The 17,809-nt window shown below is 62.0% G+C and carries 17 protein-coding genes and 1 tRNA gene; 11 read left to right on the top strand and 7 right to left on the bottom strand.

Features of this window, described 5'->3' with window-relative positions; translation table 11 throughout:
• Positions 1-87: 87 nt before the first annotated feature.
• Positions 88-816: a helix-turn-helix transcriptional regulator gene (locus CD351_RS05505; protein WP_234027243.1), complete on the bottom strand. Its 729-nt coding sequence runs from the start codon at positions 814-816 to the stop codon at positions 88-90.
• Positions 817-1,023: 207 nt separating this feature from the next.
• On the opposite strand from CD351_RS05505, the gene CD351_RS05500 reads away from it, so the two are divergent.
• From CD351_RS05500 to CD351_RS05465, 8 genes are all read left to right on the top strand, one after another.
• Positions 1,024-3,276, top strand: coding sequence for a marine proteobacterial sortase target protein (locus CD351_RS05500; protein WP_234027242.1), 2,253 nt, complete (start codon positions 1,024-1,026; stop codon positions 3,274-3,276).
• Positions 3,277-3,329: 53 nt separating this feature from the next.
• On the top strand, positions 3,330-3,899 hold the full coding sequence (locus tag CD351_RS05495) for a class GN sortase (RefSeq protein WP_199797906.1): 570 nt from the start codon (positions 3,330-3,332) through the stop codon (positions 3,897-3,899).
• Between the two features lie 57 nt (positions 3,900-3,956).
• Positions 3,957-5,195, top strand: a complete 1,239-nt coding sequence (locus CD351_RS05490) for an aspartate aminotransferase family protein (protein WP_111991667.1) — start codon at positions 3,957-3,959, stop codon at positions 5,193-5,195.
• 36 nt (positions 5,196-5,231) lie between these two features.
• Complete coding sequence (gene mtgA / locus CD351_RS05485; protein WP_111991666.1) at positions 5,232-5,927, top strand: monofunctional biosynthetic peptidoglycan transglycosylase; 696 nt, start codon at positions 5,232-5,234, stop codon at positions 5,925-5,927.
• 6 nt (positions 5,928-5,933) lie between these two features.
• The gene (locus CD351_RS05480; RefSeq protein ID WP_111991665.1) at positions 5,934-6,914 is read left to right on the top strand and encodes a cation diffusion facilitator family transporter; all 981 of its coding nucleotides are present in this window, start codon (positions 5,934-5,936) and stop codon (positions 6,912-6,914) included.
• Entirely contained in the window at positions 6,914-7,519 is a 606-nt protein-coding gene (locus CD351_RS05475; RefSeq protein WP_111991664.1) for a sigma-70 family RNA polymerase sigma factor, read from the top strand. Before CD351_RS05480 ends, CD351_RS05475 begins: the two co-directional genes overlap by 1 nt.
• Entirely contained in the window at positions 7,516-8,325 is an 810-nt protein-coding gene (locus tag CD351_RS05470) for an anti-sigma factor domain-containing protein (RefSeq protein ID WP_234027241.1), read from the top strand. The genes CD351_RS05475 and CD351_RS05470 overlap by 4 nt, the downstream gene beginning before the upstream one ends.
• Positions 8,326-8,584: 259 nt before the next feature.
• Positions 8,585-9,154 carry a fasciclin domain-containing protein gene (locus tag CD351_RS05465; protein ID WP_111993611.1) on the top strand — a complete coding sequence of 190 codons (570 nt, stop codon included), beginning with the start codon at positions 8,585-8,587 and terminating at the stop codon, positions 9,152-9,154.
• A 128-nt stretch (positions 9,155-9,282) separates the two neighbouring features.
• On the opposite strand, the gene CD351_RS05460 is transcribed toward CD351_RS05465, so the two are convergent.
• The 4 genes from CD351_RS05460 to CD351_RS05445 all read right to left on the bottom strand — a co-directional run bounded on the left by CD351_RS05460 (position 9,283) and on the right by CD351_RS05445 (position 12,518).
• The gene (locus tag CD351_RS05460; protein ID WP_111991662.1) at positions 9,283-9,975 is read right to left on the bottom strand and encodes an aspartate/glutamate racemase family protein; all 693 of its coding nucleotides are present in this window, start codon (positions 9,973-9,975) and stop codon (positions 9,283-9,285) included.
• A 7-nt stretch (positions 9,976-9,982) separates the two neighbouring features.
• Complete coding sequence (locus CD351_RS05455; RefSeq protein WP_111991661.1) at positions 9,983-10,327, bottom strand: hypothetical protein; 345 nt, start codon at positions 10,325-10,327, stop codon at positions 9,983-9,985.
• A complete protein-coding gene (clpX, locus tag CD351_RS05450; RefSeq protein WP_111991660.1) occupies positions 10,327-11,601 on the bottom strand; it encodes an ATP-dependent Clp protease ATP-binding subunit ClpX in 1,275 nt (424 codons plus the stop codon). Before clpX ends, CD351_RS05455 begins: the two co-directional genes overlap by 1 nt.
• A 209-nt stretch (positions 11,602-11,810) precedes the next feature.
• The gene (locus CD351_RS05445; protein ID WP_111991659.1) at positions 11,811-12,518 is read right to left on the bottom strand and encodes an ATP-dependent Clp protease proteolytic subunit; all 708 of its coding nucleotides are present in this window, start codon (positions 12,516-12,518) and stop codon (positions 11,811-11,813) included.
• A gap of 117 nt (positions 12,519-12,635) precedes the next feature.
• On the opposite strand from CD351_RS05445, the gene CD351_RS05440 reads away from it, so the two are divergent.
• Both CD351_RS05440 and CD351_RS05435 read left to right on the top strand, forming a co-directional pair.
• On the top strand, positions 12,636-14,165 hold the full coding sequence (locus CD351_RS05440) for an amidase (RefSeq protein ID WP_111991658.1): 1,530 nt from the start codon (positions 12,636-12,638) through the stop codon (positions 14,163-14,165).
• 54 nt (positions 14,166-14,219) lie between these two features.
• A complete protein-coding gene (locus CD351_RS05435) occupies positions 14,220-15,548 on the top strand; it encodes a sodium:proton antiporter (protein WP_111991657.1) in 1,329 nt (442 codons plus the stop codon).
• A 75-nt stretch (positions 15,549-15,623) separates the two neighbouring features.
• On the opposite strand, the gene tig is transcribed toward CD351_RS05435, so the two are convergent.
• Positions 15,624-17,183, bottom strand: coding sequence for a trigger factor (tig, locus tag CD351_RS05430; RefSeq protein ID WP_111991656.1), 1,560 nt, complete (start codon positions 17,181-17,183; stop codon positions 15,624-15,626).
• A gap of 59 nt (positions 17,184-17,242) precedes the next feature.
• Positions 17,243-17,327, bottom strand: a tRNA-Leu gene (locus CD351_RS05425).
• 181 nt (positions 17,328-17,508) lie between these two features.
• Here CD351_RS05425 and CD351_RS05420 point away from each other — a divergent pair.
• The gene (locus tag CD351_RS05420) at positions 17,509-17,793 is read left to right on the top strand and encodes a DUF3297 family protein (RefSeq protein ID WP_111991655.1); all 285 of its coding nucleotides are present in this window, start codon (positions 17,509-17,511) and stop codon (positions 17,791-17,793) included.
• The last annotated feature ends 16 nt before the right edge of the window (positions 17,794-17,809 follow it).

The following is a 17,809-nucleotide window of genomic DNA, read 5'->3' as shown; positions in this document are numbered from 1 at the left end:
GCGTAAGCGTCAGTCCATATTATCTGAATTCGAGGGGTCGGTTGCAAAAGCTTCCGGCCCCTCTTTCGTTCGGGACCGGGTTCGCCCTTACCGCCGCAGCCGGCAATAATCTGCCTCCAACGCCGCATCCAGCACGCCGCGATACTCAGCGCCGCGCTCGTCGCTCTCGCGCACCAGCCCAAATACCGGCTCCTCGATCTGCCCAATCGGAACAAGTGCGACCGGGCATGACACGGGAACCAGTTGCGACCCCTGTCCCACCTGCAGCGTCGAGAGCAGGCCGAACATACGCGCCTCACGCGTGGCTCTGCCAAGCATGATCATACGGTACTGCCCCTCTTCGGAAGTCATCAAATAGGTGTGGCCGGAAAGGTGCGGCATCGAAACGAAGCCCGCTTGCTCGAAGGTGGCATCGACCCGGTTGCTTTCCGCGAAGACCAGATGGCCCTTCGCGGCGCTCCAGCGGATTTCGGTGCGATATGCGTAAACCGCGCCTTCTTCGCCGAAACTCGCGCGCAAGGTAAGGTATTCGCCTTCGATCCAGCGCACGGCGGGGCGGGCGTAGGATCCCATTTCTGCGGGGGCGAGTGAGGGTCCGGTGGCTTGCGGAGCAACCTCATCGCGCAGGCTCGCGCCAAGCGCTTCCTCAAGACGCACGACGGTTGCCAGAGTGAAACGCCGTCGCCCGGACAAGGTCTTCTCCAGCGTCGAGATCGAAAGCCGCGCATTTTCAGCCAAGCGCGCGCGCGACAATCGCTGGCGGGCGATCTCCTCGCGCAGCCGGGTTGCGACTTCCTCGCTGTCGAAATCGCTCATTACCCCTGCAAACCCCATCATTTCCTCCTTCGCCTCACCCCTTGTCCGCACAAGCCCGGACAAATCCGCACAAAGCCGCCTTTCCCATCCAATCCGTCCGCCCCTGAGGCGGAAACTGGCCGAGCTTGGCCATGGTCGGACGGCTCATTTCATCGCTAGTGAAATACATAACAGCGATGAACGGAGGCTTACATGCGACGAATTACATTGTCATTAGACCGCGACGCACTTGTCGTCATGCTTATTCTCGGGATCACGGCACTGCTCGCGATTGCGAGTTCAACGCTGTCGGCGCGCCCCGGAAATAGCTCCGTCGCAGGCGCCGCCATGGACGCAGCGGTTGATGCTGTGCGCGCCAGCCGCACTCCAGAGCCGCGCCCTGCGCCGCAACTGGCGAGCACCTCTGAAGGCGGCCTGATCCTGCGCCCGGTTTCTTCGGGAACTGTCGCGACCGACATTCCTGCCATGCGGCTGGGCACGGACATCGTAGCGAATGTCTCGGGCCAGATCGCCCGCGTGACTGTCACGCAAGCCTTCCGCAACACATCGGAACAGTGGATGGAGGCAACCTATCTCTACCCGCTGCCTGACGATGGCGCGGTCGACACGCTCAAGATGGTGGTCGGCGACCGCATCTTCGAAGGCAAGATCAAGCCGCGCGAGGAAGCGCGCGAGATCTACGAGGAAGCCAAGGCGAACGGTCAGAAAGCGGGCCTCGTTGAACAGCACCGCCCCAACATGTTCCGCAACTCCATCGCCAATGTCGGGCCCGGAGAAACAGTGCTCGTCCAGATCGAGTTTCAGGCCCCCATCGCGCAGGTGGCGGGAGACTATTCGCTGCGCATGCCGCTGGTCGTCGGACCTCGCTACATTGCAGGGTCCGCCAATGCGAGCGGCACGCTGAGCCGTGCCGCCCTGCTTGCTGGCTCGGCTGACCTTATCGCGCCAACCGCCGACCCGGAGATGGCCGCTCGCGCAGGCAGCGGGCTCAATCCGGTGAGCATCACCGTCAATCTCGACCCCGGCTTTGCGCCCGACGCGATCCTGAGCCCCTATCACCAGGTAAACGTCGCGAGCGCAGGGGCGAAGCGCACGATCACCCTCGCCGATGGTGCCGTACCCGCCAATCGCGACTTCGAGCTTCGCTGGAGCGCTGCTGGTGAGACGCCAAGTCTCGGCCTCTTCAAACAGCGCCATGGCGAGCTCGACTATGTCATGGCGACGATTACACCGCCCGCGCTCGACCGGGTCGGAGAAGCTCCCCCGCGCGAGATGATCTTCGTGATCGACAATTCAGGCTCGATGGCTGGCGACAGCATGCCAGCCGCGCGTCGCAGCCTGCTCTACGCGCTCGAAACATTGCGACCCCAGGACCGGTTCAACATCATCCGCTTCGATGACACGATGAGCGAGCTATTCCCGGGAGCTGTCGCGGCGAACGGCGACAACATCGCAGCGGCAAAGACGTTTACGCACAATCTGATGGCCAACGGCGGAACCGAAATGCTGCCCGCCTTGCGCGCGGCTCTGCGCGGCCGCGCTCCCGATGAGCGGGTGCGGCAGGTGATCTTCCTTACCGATGGATCGCTCTCGAACGAGGCGGAGATGATGGAGGAAATCAGCCGCAACCGGAAAGACAGCCGCATCTTCATGGTCGGCATCGGCTCTGCCCCGAACACCTATCTCATGCGCCGCATGGCGGAGCAGGGACGCGGAACCTTCACGCATGTCGGCATGGGCGAGGAGGCCGAGGACCAGATGAAGCGCCTGCTGGACCGGCTCTCGCTGCCCGTCGCTGTCGGCCTGACTGCGAGCGTCGAGGGCGGGAACATAGACTTCGCCCCGCGCGATCTGCCTGACCTTTACGCAGGCGAGCCGCTGGTTCTGCTGGGTCGCACCCGGCATCTCGGCGGCACGCTGAGAGTAAGCGGCATGATCGAAGGCGTCCGGTGGTCACGCAGCATCGAGCTCACTCAGGCAAGCGATAGCGATGTCGTAGCCAAGCTCTGGGCCTCGCGCCGGATTGCCGAGGTCGAGGCAGAGCGCTGGTCTGGCGAGACGACGCACGAACGCGCCGACACCTCGATCGAGGAGCTGGGCATGGCATTCCACCTCGTCACCAGCCGCACCAGCCTTGTCGCGGTGGACGATACGCCGACACGGCCCGAAGGCGCGACGCTTACCCGCGAGGAATTGCCGCTGCTGCTCCCGGCAGGCTGGGACTTTGACCACCTGTTCGGCGGGCGCATGGCGAACGCGGCAGACTGGGACACGCTGGCCGATGCGATGAGCGAGGAAGAACGCCAGCGGCTCGAACTGCCGAACACCTCGACCGGATATGTCCTCACCCTTGCCCTTGGCCTCCTGCTTCTTCTGGCAGGCGCGCTTGGGGGCCTGTGGTGGCGGGAGCGGCTGGCGGATGGCCTCGCCTTGCGAAGCCTCCGGCGGGCGGCGGTCTGATGCTCGCCGTTCCCGCAATCCGGGCAGAGGGGCGCGCGCTAAGGAAAGGAGAATTGACGCGCGCCCTCCCACTGCTGTTCGTCGCGGTGCTGCTCCTGAGCGGCGCCGCGCTCGTGGCGAAGGCGCTCTACATTCCGGTCAAGGCCGAGGTCGCTCAAGTCTTGCTGGAACGCGCCTTCGAGCATAGCGTGGCAAGCGGCGCGCCGGTCAAGCCATGGAGCTGGGCCGACACCGCGCCGGTCGCCCGTGTCACCCTGCCGCGCCTCGGCACAAGCGAGATCGTGCTGTCGGGCGGATCGGGCGAGGCGATGGCGTTTGGCCCGACGGCCGTCCTCGACAATCCGAGGCGAGGAATAACGGTGCTCGCCGCTCACCGCGACACGCATTTTGAGTTCGTCGCAGATGTAGAGCCGGGCGATATCGTCCGCCTTGAGCGGATCGACGGGAGCGTTTCGATCTACCGCATCACGCATCTCGAAACGGTGCGGTGGGATGAATTCGCGTATCCCGTGGACGCAGGCGACGGACTTCTCGCCCTCACCACCTGCTGGCCCTTTGGCACACACACGCCCGGCCCGCTCCGCCGCGTTGCGTGGGCAAAGCGGATTGATCTTCGCATTTGAACTCGCTGCGCCGATGTGACACTCAACAGGCGAGAGACGCTTTGAGGGAGAGAGCGAATGGCGATGCCGAAACTCGGCAAGAGCTGGGATGACGTGCGCGAGGAGATGATCGCTCGCGGCGCGGGCGATGCGAAATGGCGCGATGGCAAGACCGCGGTCTATGTCTTCAACGCAGGCCCCGAAATCGGCGAGGTCCAGCACGAGGCCTATACGCTTTTCATGTCGGAGAACGGTCTGGGACCGCTCGCCTTTCCCTCGCTTGCCCAGATGGAGCGCGAGGTGGTCGAGATGGCGCTTTCGGTCCTTCACGGCCCCGAAGGCGCAACCGGCGCGATCACTTCAGGAGGGACCGACAGCATCACGATGGCGATGAAGGCCGCGCGCGATTTTGCGCGTGCGCAAAAGGGTCTGAGCGGTCCGGCGAATATCGTGCTCCCCCAATCAGCGCACCCGGCTTTCGACAAGGCTGCGCATCTCATGGATATCGAAGTGCGCCGTGTCCCGCTCAAGGCCGATGGCAGCTACGAAGCCGATCCGCAGGCGATGGGCGAGGCCTGCGACAAGTGCACGATCATGATGGTCGGCTCTGCTCCCAACTTCCCGCACGGCATCATCGACCCGATCGAAGCGCTGGGCGAGGTTGCCGAGGCCAAGGGCGTTTGGCTCCATACCGACGCCTGTGTCGGCGGGTATTTCGCCCCGTTCGCGTGCATGAATGGTGTCCCCGTCCCTCCCTTCGATTTCGAAGTTGCGGGCGTCCATTCGATGAGCGCGGACCTCCACAAATATGGCTACGCCGCCAAGGGTGCGTCGACCGTGCTGTTCCGCAGCAAGGAACTGTTCGAGCACATGCCTTTCGAAACGAAGGACTGGAACGGTGCACCGATGAAGACCCCGACGCTTGCCGGAACGCGGCCGGGCGGCGCGATCTCGGCGGCGTGGGCGGTGATGAATGTGCTTGGCGTTGAAGGCTATCGCGAGAAACAGGGGCTGGTGTGCGAGACGCGCGAACGGGCTGAAGAGGGGCTGGCAAAACTCGGGTTCGAGGTGCTGGGCAACCCTATGCTTGGTCTCATCGCTTTTCGCCACCCGGAGCACGACAGCTTTGCGCTCTATTCCGAAATGTACCGCAAGGGCTGGTTCACCTCGATCACCATCGACCCGCCAAGCCTGCACCTGATGCTTTCGCCCAAACATGCCGAGGTGATCGACCAATATCTCGATGACCTTCGCGAGGCTTGCGAAACCGTGGCGGCGGGCAAGGAAGGCGAGAAAGTCGAGGCGCGCTACAATTAGTAGCCAAGCGACGCGCAGCCGAGTAATCGGCGCAAAATGGCACAGGCGAAAACACGCTCAATCCCCGTCCGCATCGCGCGCCTGATCGCGCAGATAATCCTGTGGTTCATCGGGCTGAGCCTGCTTCTTGTGATTGCCTTCAAATGGATCCCCATCCCCGTCACCGCGACGATGCTGATGGATGAAAACGGCATCACCAAGGATTGGGAAAGCCTCGACAGCATCGACCCCAATCTCGTCGCCGCTGTCATTGCCGCTGAGGATTCCAAGTTTTGCGAGCATTTCGGCTTCGACACCGAAGCGATCGAGCAGGCGATGGAGGAAAACCGCGAAGGCGGGCGCATTCGGGGCGGTTCCACCATAAGTCAGCAGACCGCCAAGAATGTGTTCCTGTGGCAGGGCGGCGGATATTTTCGCAAGGGCGTCGAGGCGTGGTTCACCTTCTGGATCGAAGCGGTGTGGGGCAAGCGCCGGATCATGGAAGTCTATCTCAACGTCGCGGAAACCGGGATCGGGACCTACGGCGCCGAAGCCGGATCGCAGCGCTATTTCGGGCATTCCGCCGCGCGCATGTCACCTGACGAGGCAAGCCGCATGGCCGCCGCCCTGCCCCAGCCCAAGAAGCGCGCGGTGATCGGCCCGTCAGGCTGGCTCGCACGGCACGGCAATTCGATCGAGGCACGGATAAATGTCGTCAAAGGTGACGGGCTGGACGACTGCGTCTATCAATAAAAGCAGATGGCTCACGCACACGCACATAATCACGGACACGCTCACGAGCATGGCGACAGCGATTGCCACGGGCTGCATGATCGCCACGGGCACCACCACGCACCCAAGGATTATGGCACGGCCTTCATCCTTGCCATCGTGCTGAACACCGGTTTCGTCATCATCGAGGCGACATTCGGTTTCCTTTATGGATCGATGGCGCTGGTTGCCGATGCCGGACACAATCTTTCTGACGTGCTTGCCCTGCTGCTTGCATGGGGAGCGAGCGTTGCGGCGAAACGCGCGCCTACCGAACGCTTTACCTATGGCTACAAAAGCTCGACGATCCTCGCAGCGCTCGCCAATGCGCTGCTTCTCGCAGTGGCGATCGGGGCGATCCTGTTCGAAACGATCCACCGCATGTTCGAGCCCAGCGAGCCGCAAGGCGTGGTGATGATGGCGGTCGCAGGGGTCGGCATCGCGATCAATGCAGGCACCGCGATGCTTTTCATGCGCGGGCAGGAGGATCTCAATATCAGGGGCGCGTATCTTCATATGGCTGCCGATGCGCTGGTTTCTGTCGGCGTTGTGGTCGCCGGTCTTGCCATTGTGCTCACCGGCCTCGCATGGATCGATCCGCTGGTGAGCATCGCCATCGTCGCCATGATCGCATGGGGCACGTGGGGGCTTGCGAAGGACTCTATCCTTTTGAGCTTGCTTGCAGTTCCTGCAAGGCTTGACGTAGCCGAGGTGCGCGCGCATCTGGCTCGCATGGACGGGGTAGAAGACGTGCACGACCTGCATATTTGGCCAATGTCGACGACGGAAACGGCATTGACCGCGCACCTCGTGATGCCCGGCAAACCGGCGAGCGACGCGTTTCTGAAGTCGGTGTCGGATACGCTTGAGGCACGCTTCGGCATCGGCCATTCGACGATCCAGGTCGAAAGCGATCCGTGCGAGCATGGCTGCGATGACGCTGCCGAAGCTGCCGTGGCCGCGCATTGATGGCCGATGGCGGCTCACCCAAGGCATCCAGTGCCTCTGCGGACGCTGCAAAGGCCGCTCGCGAGCGTCTGCGCGCTCAGATGGTGCGGCTTGCCGATGGCGACCAGACTGCGCTTGAAGAGGTCTATCAGGCGACCCGCGTGAAACTGTTTGGCATTTGCCTGCGTATCTTGGGCGATCGAAAGGAAGCCGAGGACGCATTGCAGGACGTCTATATCAATCTGTGGCAGCGCGCCGATAGCTACGACCCTTCGCGGGCGAGCCCTATCTCGTGGCTGGCGACTTTCGCACGCAACCGCGCGATTGATCGCCTGCGCACCGGGAAAGTGCGTGGCGGAGCCGTGCCGGTTGAAGAGGCAGCGCCGCTTGCCGACGAAGCTCCGTTGGCTGACAGCTTGCTGATCGACGCGGAAAAGAACGCTCAGATCCACACCTGTCTCGACACTCTCGACGATCGCACCGCGATGCATATCCGCAGCGCATTTTTCGATGGCTACACTTACGCCGAATTGGCCGAGCGCGCGGACGTTCCGCTGGGCACAATGAAAAGCTGGATCAGGCGCGGACTTCAACGTCTGCGTGCCTGCCTGGAGGCGAGCGAATGAGCAGTCCGAGGGATCAGGACATGGACGAGGAATTCAAGCGCGGCAACGCCTTGGCAGCGGCCGAATATTCGCTTGGCCTGCTCGAAGGTGAGGAACTGCTCGCCGCCAGGGGCAGGCTCGCGAACGATGATGGCTTTGCGTGGCGCAAGGTGTGGTGGGACAACTGGTTTGCCCCGCTGACAGACCAGATGCCAGCCGCTGAACCGGGCCCGCAGGTCTGGGAACGCATCGCAGCAGAGATCGACCTTCGCCCCGCAGATGCCATGCCGGCAGACGCGATTGTCGCGGCCAATGACGGCGCGCACAGCAACGTGGTCGACATCTCGGCGCGGCTGCGCCGTTGGCAATGGACCGCCGGTCTTACCGGCGCGGCAGCGGCCGTGCTCGCGGCCGTCGCCTTCGTCGGACAGGGCACGGGCCCTGCACCGGTTCCCACCGCGACCGACGCGCCTCAGTTCGCGGCAGCCGACCCACTGGTCGCGCAAGTGCCGATTGGCGACACTGGCCTCAGGCTCGACGTCACCTACATCCCCGAAACCGACCGCCTTTTGGTCGGCGCAATTGGCCTCACTGCCGATGGGGTGCACGATCACGAACTTTGGCTCGTTCCCGAAGATGGCAGCGCGCTGCAATCGCTGGGCGTCGTTGCGCCGGGCGAGGTTCGCAGCTTTGAGCTGCCAGCCGAAATCGTGAGCAATATGGGCAGCGGTGTGGAGCTCGTCCTCACACGCGAGCCCATTGGCGGCAAGCCCGAGGGTGAGGATGCCGGCCCGGTTGTGGCCGAAGGCACGCTCACCACGGTGTAAGCGCGCTCAAGACGCGCCCAATTGCAATGCAGACCGACCGGCTCGGCACCCGCTACGGGTGCCGTTCGCGTTTCGGCGCTCTGTACAATTGTCCACATCCTGCACCGATTATCTCGCTTTGTCGTGCGCTAGAGCCGCTTCACCGTCGATTCCTGCCAGAATCGCAACAAAACCGAAAATGACTCGCATCCGCTGCATCGCCGCACGCGTAAATCTTCATGCAAGACCGGGAGGGCTTGCGACAATGGAGAGTTCAATCATGACCACTGCCAAGACCTTCCGTAACTTCGTTATTGCGGCTGTTGCTGCGACCACCGGCATCGCCGCGGTTGCGACCGCTCCGGCTTATGCAGGCCACCACCACCGCACCGCGAGCACGCAGGCACCGAACATCGTTCAGACCGCCCAGTCGACCGGCGTTCACAATACTCTTGTCGCAGCCGTGACCGCAGCCGACCTTGCCGGAACCCTGTCAAACCCCGGCCCCTTCACTGTCTTTGCCCCGACCGATACAGCCTTTGCGAAGCTCCCCGACGGCACGGTCCCGACACTTCTACGCCCGGAAAACAAGGGCACGCTCACCAACGTCCTGACCTATCACGCGGTGTCTGGCTCTGTGACTTCGAGCGATCTTGTAGACCTGATCAAGCGCCACAACGGTGCGGCAACCATCGACACGCTCGCCGGTGAAAAGCTGACGGCGCGCCTGTCCGGCGACACTATCGTCATCACCGATGCCAAGGGCCGCGCGACTGCCGTGACGCAGGCCGATGTCCAAACTTCGAATGGCGTCATCCACGTGACGGACGGGGTGTTCCTCCCCGCCTGATCCGAAACACACTTTACAACTGGCGCTGTCCCCAACGATCCCCCTCCCAACCCGGGGTCAGTGCCAATAACCGCCCCGCCCGGTCGCTCCTCCTGACCGGGCGGGGTTACTCTTGGTGCGATGGATTTTCAGGAGAGCGCGAATTCGACGGCTGCGAGCGCATGCAACTCGGTCGTATCGAAGATGGGGACCGGGCTGTCGCTCTGGCTGATGAGCAGCATGATTTCTGTGCAGCCCAGGATCACGCCCTGCGCGCCCTGATCGACCAGCCGTTCGATGATCTCCCGATAAGCCTCGCGCGAAGTATCGCGCACTTCGCCTGCGATCAGTTCCTCGTAGATGATCCGGTGCACTTCTGCCCTGTCGTCATTGTCCGGAATGATCACGTCGAGCCCGTGATGCTCCTCAAGCCTGTCACGGTAGAAATCCTGCTCCATGGTGAAAGCGGTGCCGAGCAAAGCGACGCGGGTCAGGCCCTTTTCGCATACCGCGTCGGCGGTGGAGTCGGCGATGTGGATGAGCGGCAGGTCGCAGGCTTCCTCAACCTCGTCCGCGAGCTTGTGCATGGTGTTGGTCGCGATCAACAGGCAGTCCGCGCCGCCCGCTTCGAGCGCGCGGGCACTTCCCGCCATCGCCTCGCCCAATTGCTCCCACTCACCATCCGCCTGCATTTGCGCGATTGGCGCGAAGTCGAGGCTGTGCATCAGGATACGGGCAGAGTGGGGCGATCCCAGCCTGTCGCGCACGGCGCGGTTGATGATGGCGTAATATTGCGCAGAGCTTTCCCAGCTCATGCCCCCGATAATGCCAATGGTCTTCAAGAGCGGGTCAGCCCTGCCCGTTCGCCCAGCGCACCAGCAGCCACAGGATGAAGACCTGCGCGGCGGCACCCACAAGGCTTGCGATGACTACCCCGGTTCCCGGCTCTCCTCGGATATTTTCCGAAGGGAAGATCGCCGGTGCGAACACGGCAAGCGCGATCGCGGCGATAATGATGAGGGGTACGAACCAGATGATCACCCAGCGCGGGCCATAGGCTATTGCCTTGAGCGTGAAGCCGAATTGCCGGGGCAAGCGATCATATCCGGCAAAGCGCCGCTCTGCCCAGAATGCCGAGGCGAGGAGGAACAGGCAAACGACAGCTGCGAGAAGCAGTGGGCCGCCTGAAACCATCAGGCGGCTTCTTCCTTGGCCCCACCCTCAGCCGCGCCGCCATGGACGCGGATCGGATCTTTCTTGCCCTCGACCACGTCCTGGTCGATCACGATCTCGGTCACGCCTTCCATGTCGGGAAGGTCGAACATCGTGTCGAGCAGGATGCCTTCGACGATTGAGCGCAGGCCGCGTGCGCCGGTCTTGCGCTTGATGGCACGTTCGGCAATCGCGACGAGAGCTTCGTCGGTGAAGGTAAGTTCGACATCCTCAAGCTCGAACAGCTTGCGGTACTGTTTGACCAGCGCGTTCTTCGGCTCTTTCAGGATCGTGACCAGCGCGTCTTCATCCAGATCGTGCAGGGTCGCGATGACCGGCAGACGGCCGACGAATTCGGGAATGAGTCCGAACTTGAGCAGATCCTCAGGCTCGCTTTTTTCGAGCAGCTCGCCGACCTTGCGCTTGTCCGGATCGGCGACATGCGCGCCAAAGCCGATCGAGCGCTTCTGAAGGCGGTCGGCGATGATCTTGTCGAGGCCTGCAAACGCGCCGCCGCAGATGAACAGGATGTTGGTCGTGTCGACCTGAAGGAATTCCTGCTGCGGATGCTTGCGCCCGCCCTGTGGAGGTACCGAAGCGGTGGTGCCTTCCATCAGCTTGAGCAGCGCCTGTTGAACGCCCTCGCCCGATACGTCACGGGTGATGGAGGGGTTTTCCGCCTTGCGCGTAATCTTGTCGATCTCGTCGATATAGACGATGCCGTGCTGCGCTTTCTCAACGTTGTAGTCGGACGACTGGAGCAGCTTCAAAATGATGTTCTCGACATCTTCGCCCACGTAACCCGCTTCGGTCAAAGTGGTGGCATCTGCCATCGTGAAGGGCACATCGAAAGTGCGAGCCAGAGTCTGCGCGAGCAGCGTCTTGCCTGTGCCGGTGGGCCCCACCAGCAGAATGTTCGACTTCGCAAGCTCGACCCCGTCGGCCTTGCCTGAGTGCTTGAGACGCTTGTAGTGGTTGTGAACCGCGACCGAGAGGTTCCGCTTGGCGGAGTTCTGGCCGATCACGTAATCGTTCAATGTTGCAAAGATTTCGGAAGGGGTCGGGACCTCGCCTTCCTTCTTGCCGGCGATGCCAGCCTTGGTCTCTTCGCGGATGATGTCGTTGCACAGCTCCACGCATTCATCGCAGATGAACACGGTCGGGCCGGCGATGAGCTTGCGCACTTCATGCTGCGACTTGCCGCAGAAGCTGCAATAGAGGGTGCTCTTGCTGTCAGATCCGCTCAATTTGGTCATTCCTGTTATCCTCGGATCCAGTGGGTCAAATCGAGAGAATCCGACCCATGGATTCGGCAAATGTATCTTTCCCGCCAGATGAATCAACTCATCGGCGTCGATTTTTGGTCCACGTTACGTGGTAATCGTGCACCACTTATGAAGATTGACCTGAACCTTCGGTAAGCGCGTCCCACTGTGGGGCGCTTACCGTGGTGCGGTTAAAGCCCTTACTCGGGCGCGCCGCCAGAGCCTTTTTCCTCTTCACTTTCGTCGCCTGCCTCGGGGCGGGTTTCGAAGACCTTGTCGACCAGACCGAACTTCATGGCCTCCGCAGCTTCGAGGAAGGTGTCGCGGTCCATAGCCTTTTCAATCTCGTCGAGGCTCTGGCCGGTATACTTCACGTAAAGGTCATTCATGCGCGAGCGAATGCGCAGGATCTCGCGCGCCTGGATCTCGATGTCCGACGCCATACCGCGCGCACCGCCCGAAGGCTGGTGGACCATGATCCGGGCGTTGGGAAGCGCGACACGCATACCCGGCTCACCCGCAGCAAGCAGAAAGCTGCCCATCGAGGCGGCCTGGCCGATGCACACGGTCGAAACGCGCGGCTTGATGTACTGCATCGTGTCGTGGATCGCCATGCCGGCTGTCACGACGCCGCCGGGCGAGTTGATATACATGCTGATCGGCTTTGAGGGGTTTTCGCTTTCGAGGAACAGCAGCTGGGCAACGATCAGCGATGCCATCGTATCTTCGACCTGGCCGGTGACGAACACGATGCGTTCGCGCAGCAGGCGGCTGAAGATGTCGAAAGCGCGTTCGCCCCGGCTCGATTGCTCGACCACGGTTGGCACCAGCGCTCCCGTCATCGGGTCGCGCTCGAACTGGCCCTGAGTGCCGTGGGTTTCACCGGAATTGCCGAACAGATCGATCATGAAGGGATTTTCCTCGTCCAAAAGTTTGAACGCCTATGTCGGACGCGACCGCCGATTGTTCAAGGGGATTAACTTTGCTCTTGGGGAAAGGCCGGAAAAGTGCCAGCATCCCTGCCCATGATCAGGACAACGCTTGCGCTTACCGCGCTCTCGCTCACCCTCGGCCTTCCGGCAGCCAATGCTCAGGACAACGAGGCGGACGGCTCCTCCCACATGCATGACAGTTTCGGCGAAACCATGCGCGTGACCGATTATATCCTTCGCATTCAGGCGCTGGACGATAACGGGCCGGAATTGAATGCGGTGATCGATTACAACGTCGAAGCGCCGGTCGAAGCACGCCGCCTCGCCTCCACCGGCATCCTGCGCGGGCGCAGCGTCCTTGTGAAAGACAATATCGACACGCGCGAATTTGCGACCACGGCAGGCAGCCTCGCACTCGCGAACAACCGCACGGGCCGTGATGCGCCGCTTATCGCCAACCTTCGCGCTGCCGGCGGTGTGGTGCTTGGCAAGACCAACCTGTCCGAATGGGCCAATATCCGCTCGAACGATTCCACCAGCGGATGGAGCGCGGTTGAGGGCCTCACCCGCAACCCTCACGCGATCGACCGCAACACGTGCGGCTCATCGTCGGGCAGCGGCGCGGCGGTCGCGGCGGATTTCGCCTGGGGCGCGATCGGGACCGAGACCAACGGCTCGATCACCTGCCCCGCCTCGATCAACGGCGTCGTCGGTTTCAAGCCATCGGTAGGCATCGTGAGCCGCACGCACGTCGTGCCGATTTCGAGCACGCAGGACACCGCAGGACCGATGACAAAGACGGTCCATGATGCCGCGCTGCTTCTCTCCGCCATTGCGGGTGAGGACGCGGCGGACCCGGCGACTGTGGGCGTGCCGCGCATAGCCGACTACACCCGAGGCCTCGCTGATTTCAGCCTTGAGGGTGTGCGCATCGGTGTGATGCGCAAGCAGATCGGCAACAACGAACAGGTCGAAGAGGTGTTCAAGACCGCCTTGAAAGACCTCGAAGATGCGGGCGCGGTGCTGGTCGATATCGAATTTGAACCCAATTCCGAGATGTATGGCGACAGTTTCACCGTTCTGCTGTTCGAACTGCGCGAGGAAATGGGCAAGTATCTCGCCTCGATCCCTGAGATGGAAGGCGGCCAGACCCCGCGCACGCTTGCCGATCTGATTGCTTTCAACGAAGCGAATGCCGAGACCGAGATGCGGTGGTTCGACCAGGGCATCTTTCAGACGGCGCAGGCCACAACAGACCGCGAGGGCTACGAAACAGCGCGCGCCAACGCGGTACGGATCGCGGGCGAGGAAACGCTCGACAAGCTGATGGCCGACAATGACGTGCAGTTCCTCGTCTCGCCCACGCGCGGACCTGCATGGATGAGCGATCTGGTGCTGGGCGATCAGTTCAACGGGTCGATCGGCTTCGGCTCTCCTGCGGCAATTGCGGGCTATCCACACCTCACCGTGCCGATGGGCCAGGTGGAGCGCTTGCCCGTCGGGATCAGTTTCTTCGGCGCGAAATGGGCGGACCACGAAGTGCTCAAGCTGGGCGCAGCTTATGAGCGCGCGCGCACAGCCCGACTGCCGCGCCCCTCTTTTCGAAGGTGGTCGGCCGAATAAGGCCAAAGGGCGCGGTTCGGGAACCTTGCTGATGCTCTGCGCGTAAGAGAAGGCATGGTCGAACCGCGCATTTTCATGATCGCAGCGTTTGGCGTCGCGCTGGTGCTGGCCGTTGCGCTTGAGCGCAAGCTTGCGAAGCTCTCGCTTAGTCTGCCGATGGTCTACGTTCTGGCAGGCTTTGCGATCACGCTGCTGCCCATCGACCTGCCATCGCTTAACCCGGCATCCGACAGCTTCGATGCGTTGACGCTCGAATATGTGACCGAGTTTATCGTCATCGTCTCGCTTGCGTCAGCCGGGATCGCCATCGACAGGCCGGTCAGCTGGACCAACTGGGGTCAGATCTGGCCGATGCTCGCGGTGGCAATGCCGCTCACCATCGCAGGGGTTGCCTTCCTCGGCTGGTGGGCTCTGGCGCTCACCCCGGCCAGCGCGATCCTTCTGGGCGCCGCCCTTGCCCCCACCGACCCGGTACTCGCGCGCAGTGTGCAGGTCGGCCCGCCGATGCAGGATGAGCGCAACGATGTGCGCTTCAGCCTCACGGTCGAAGCGGGTTTGAACGATGGCCTCGCCTTTCCTTTCACCTATCTCGCGATCGCCGCCATCGGCATGGCGAGCCTTGGCAACTGGACCCTTGAATGGGCCGGAATGGACCTTGTCTGGCGTATCGCCGCAGGGCTGGTCATTGGCTGGGCGGTGGGCCGGATCGGCGGCTGGTACGTGTTCGAATTCGAAGCCGACACGCCGATGGACGATTTCGAAGAGGAAGGCCCGCGTTATCAGACCCGCGAAGGGCTGGTCGTGCTCGGAACCCTGCTCAGCGCCTATGCCATTGCCGAGATCATCGAAGGGTATGGCTTTCTGGCGGTGTTCGTCGCGGGCGTCGTGGCGCGGCAGATGGAAAACCGCAGCGAATATCACCGCATCAGCCACCATTTCATCGACCAGCTTGAACACATCGTGCTGATCCTCGTGTTGCTTGGCTTTGGTATGATGCTGGGAAGCGGCGTGCTTGATGCGCTGACATGGCCGGCTGCCATGATCGGACTGGTTCTGATCTTCGTCCTTCGCCCGGTCAGCGGGATGCTCGGCCTCGCCGGATGCGGACTGCACACCTACGGCAAATTCGCCATCGCGTTCCTCGGCGTGCGAGGAATGGGGTCGATCTACTACCTCGCTTATGGCCAGAATTCCGGCGACTTCGAAGGGCTCGATGTTCTGTGGGCGACCGTGAGCTTCGCCATACTCGTGTCAATCGTCGTGCATGGCGTGCTGGCCGGACCGCTGGTGCGCTTTGTCGAGCGCGGCGGCTACCACATCGATCACACAGGCGATGATATCTATCGCGACGGCGAAGTCGAAGAGGCCAAGGCGGCGCAGTAACACTGCGACCCAAGCAAAAAGGGCCCGGTCAGCATGCGCTGGCCGGGCCCTTTCGCTATCATGTGCAAGGCAAGCTTACTTGTCAGCAGCTTTCTTTGCCGGAGCTTTCTTCGCCGCAGGTTTTTTCGCCGCTGGCTTCTTGGCAGGCGCCTTCTTCGCGGGAGCTTTCTTGGCTGCGGGCTTCGCACCTGCATCGGCCTCAGCCGTCTTGGCCGGAGCCTTCTTCGCCGGAGCCTTCTTCGCGGCAGGCTTCTTAGCCGGGGCCTTCTTCTTCGGAGCAGCCTTTGCATTTTCGGCTTCGGCTTCCTCGTCGGCTTCGATCGCGGCCTGAAGCTCTTCGAGAGTCACCTCACGTTCGGTTACGTCTGCCTTGTCGAACAGGAAGTCGACAACCTTGTCTTCGTAAAGCGGTGCGCGCAGCTGGGCAGCGGCCATCGGCTCCTGCTGGATGTACTGGACGAAACGCTCGCGATCTTCCTCGCGATACTGAGCAGCAGCCTGCTGGATCAGCATGTTCATTTCCTGGCCCGTCACTTCGACGCCGTTGGCCTGACCGATTTCGGAAAGCAGGAGGCCAAGACGCACGCGGCGTTCCGCGATGCCCTTGTAGTCGTCCTTCTCGTCCTCAATCTGCTTGAGAGCGGCTTCGGGATCTTCTTCCTTGGCGGCTTCCTGCTGAAGCTGGGCCCAGATCTGTTCGAACTCGGCATCGACCATCTTCGAAGGCACTTCGAAATCGTGGCCAGCGGCCAGCTGGTCGAGCAGCGAACGCTTCATCTGTGTGCGCGTGAGGCCAGCGGTCTGCTGTTCGAGTTGACCCCGCATGATTTCCTGAAGCTTCTCAAGGCTGTCGAGGCCGAGGTTCTTGGCGAACTCGTCGTCGATCTTGGTCTCGGTCTCGACCTTCACCGCTTTAACGGTGACATCGAAGGTTGCTTCCTTACCGGCGAGGTGTTCGGCCTGGTATTCTTCGGGGAAGGTCACGGTAATGGTCTTCTCATCGCCCGCTTTCACGCCGACCAGCTGTTCTTCAAAGCCGGGGATGAACGCGCCCGAGCCGAGAACCAGCGGGGCGTCTTCGGCCTTGCCGCCTTCGAACTCTTCATCGCCAAGCTTGCCGACGAAATCGATGATGAGTTGGTTGCCGTCGGCTGCCTTCTTGGTCTTGGCAGCGTCCTTGTAGCTCTTGTTCTGGCCTGCAATGCCGGAGATCGCTTCTTCGATCTGCTCGTCCGAAACCGGAACCGTCAGCTTTTCAAGCTTGAGACCGTCGATGCTCGGCGCGTCGACCTGCGGGAGCACTTCGAGCTCGACCGTGATCTCGGCATCCTTGCCTTCTTCGTAGTCTTCGTTGAGCGAGACCGCCGGCTGCATTGCCGGACGCAGATCTTCGTCCTTGATCAGCGAATCGACCGAATCGCGAATCATGTCGTTGAGCGTCTGGCCGTGAAGCTGCTCGCCGTGCATTTTCTTGACGAGGTTGGCCGGCACCTTGCCCGGACGGAAGCCCGGCATCTTCACCTGCGGGGCGACCTTCTTGATCTCCGCATCGATCCTGTCCGAGATTTCTTTCGCGGAAAGAGTGATCACATAGGCGCGCTTGAGGCCTTCGTTGGTGGTCTGCTTGATAGCCATGAGTAGTGAACTTGTGCCTTCTAATATGGATCGAGGGGTTCAGCGAGCCAGGGCGAAGTTGGTGCGGGCGAAGGGACTCGAACCCCCACATCTTGCGATACTGGTACCTAAAACCAGCGCGTCTACCAATTCCGCCACGCCCGCCTGCCCGAACGAAGCCGCGCGGGAAACCGTCAAGGTCCCCGCGCGCGTTGCCGATGGCCTCTAGAGACGTTGGCGCAAAAGGGCAAGCGCCCAGAGCGAGGATAAGTGCGCGACAGTATTAAGTGCGCGAAGTGATGTGCGCGCTTGTTTCGCTCGTAAAGCGGCCTTATGGGCGCTGCCCATGTCAGAAGAGCAAAAAAGCGACACCCCGCCCGACCATCTTTCGGTCAATCCGCGCAGCGAGCATTTCAACGCAGAAGTGCTTCAGCGCGGCGTCGGCATCAAGTTCAAGGACCGGGTGCGCACCGATATCGAGGAATACTCGATTTCCGAAGGCTGGGTTCGTGTCCAGGCGGGCAAGACCGTCGATCGCAAGGGCCAGCCCCTCACGATCAGACTGACCGGCCCGGTCGAGGCGTGGTACGAAGATCTCGGCGATAATCCGCCGGTCGCCAAGAAGGGCTGATCGCCTTCGGGCCATA

The organism is Erythrobacter sp. KY5, from assembly GCF_003264115.1.
In the GTDB taxonomy this organism is placed as follows: Bacteria; Pseudomonadota; Alphaproteobacteria; order Sphingomonadales; family Sphingomonadaceae; genus Erythrobacter.
Note: the sequence above shows the minus strand (reverse complement) of the source record. Positions and strands in the feature narration are given on the sequence as shown.